This window comes from Roseateles sp. P5_B10, assembly GCF_056400485.1.
Map to the genome: position 1 here is coordinate 1 of NZ_JBFULE010000957.1, position 1,825 is coordinate 1,825.

2 protein-coding genes and 1 pseudogene are annotated in these 1,825 nt (G+C 65.8%); all 3 read left to right on the forward strand.

The genetic code is table 11. The annotated features are described in order from the left end of the window. Window positions 1–193: exosortase-associated EpsI family protein (locus AC1DU6_RS29710; protein WP_477861606.1), on the forward strand; the 193-nt coding region annotated here is incomplete at its 5' end. A 42-nt stretch (window positions 194–235) separates the two neighbouring features. After that, window positions 236–1,516: a nucleotide sugar dehydrogenase gene (locus tag AC1DU6_RS29715; RefSeq protein WP_457325064.1), complete on the forward strand. Its 1,281-nt coding sequence runs from the start codon at window positions 236–238 to the stop codon at window positions 1,514–1,516. Between the two features lie 83 nt (window positions 1,517–1,599). Next, a pseudogene (locus AC1DU6_RS29720) lies at window positions 1,600–1,825 on the forward strand (TIGR03088 family PEP-CTERM/XrtA system glycosyltransferase); the annotation flags it as partial.

The window sequence follows — 1,825 nt, forward strand, 5'->3', positions numbered from 1 at the left end:
GGCCAAGCTTTATGGCGCCTGGCAGAGTCTGCTGGGCCACGGCGACGATGCGGCGGTCATCCTGGTCTATGCCGACAAGACCGTCGCCGGCGCTGATGACGCCCTGCTGCGCGAATTCCTGCACGCGCACTGGGGCAGCCTGGACACCGCTTTGCGCGGGGTGCGCGACCGCGACGCCGCGCGCCAGCAGTGACAATCACGCGCCTTCAAAAATCACAGCAACGAGAAACGATCCATGAATACGCTCGCAGTCATCGGCCTGGGCTACGTGGGCCTGCCCCTGGTGGTGGAGTTCGGCAAGCAGGTGCGCACCATCGGCTTCGATATCGCCAAGAACAAGGTGGAAGCCTGCCAACGCGGCACCGACCCGAGCCGCGAGCTGACGGACGAGGAAGTCCAGGCGGCCAAGCACGCCGTCTACACCGACGATCCCAAGATGCTGGCCGAGGCCGAYGTCATCATCGTCGCCGTGCCCACGCCGGTTGACGAGGCCCACATCCCCGATTTCCGCCCGCTGATCGGCTCCTCCACCAGCGTCGGCCGCCACATGAAGAAGGGCGCCATCGTCGTCTACGAGAGCACGGTCTACCCCGGCGCCACCGAGGAGGTCTGCATCCCCGTGCTGGAGCGCGAATCGGGCCTGAAATGGAAGCAGGACTTCTTCGTCGGCTACAGCCCCGAGCGCATCAACCCGGGCGACAAGGAGCACACGCTCACCAAGATCCTGAAGATCGTGTCCGGCGACACACCCGAGACCCTCGACACGGTCGCCAAGGTCTACGAGATGATCGTCGAGCCCGGCGTGCACCGCGCGTCCAGCATCAAGGCCGCCGAGGCCGCCAAGGTCATCGAGAACACGCAGCGCGACCTCAACATCGCGCTGATGAACGAGTTGTCCATCATCTTCGACAAGCTCGGCATCGACACCTCCGAGGTGCTGGAGGCGGCCGGCACGAAGTGGAACTTCCTGAAGTTCAAGCCGGGACTGGTCGGCGGCCACTGCATCGGCGTGGACCCCTACTACCTGACGCACAAGGCCGACATGCTGGGCTACCACCCGCAGGTCATCCTGGCTGGCCGTCGCATCAACGACGGCATGGGCAAGTTCATCGCCGAGCAGACCATCAAGCAGATGATCGCCAGCGGCAGCCCGGTGAAAGGCGCGCGCATCAACGTGCTGGGCCTGACCTTCAAGGAGAACTGCGGCGACCTGCGCAACTCCAAGGTCATCGACATCATCAACGAGCTCAAGACCTACGGCGTCGAGATCTTCGTCACCGATGCGCAAGCCGAGGCTGAGGAGGCCATGCACGAGTACGGTGTGCGCCTGATGCCCTTCGAGGACCTGCCGCAGGCCGATGCCATCGTGGCCGCCGTGTCGCACCGCGAGTACGCCGGCCTCAGCGCCGCGGACATTGGCAAGAAGCTCGTCAAGGGCGGCGCCTTCATCGACGTGAAGGCCGCCTTCGACGCCAAGGCGCTGGTGGACGCGGGCTTCCGCCTCTGGCGCCTGTAAGGATGGAGCCCCCACGCGTGCTTCGCACGCTGCCCCCCGAGGGGGCGCGTCAGCGCCTACGGGCGGCCGGGCGGCGCTGACCTGTGCAAGCGGACCTGCGACCCCTGGTCGTGCACCTACTGCACCGCTTCGACACCGGCGGGCTGGAGAACGGCGTCGTCAACGTCATCAACCACCTGCCGGCGTTCCGGCACGCGGTGGTGGCGGTGACCGAGATCACTGCGTTCAAGGAGCGGGTGAAAGCGCCCGGCACGCAGTTCATCGCATTGAACAAGCCGCCAGGGCAGGGCTTCTGGCTCTATCCGCGTG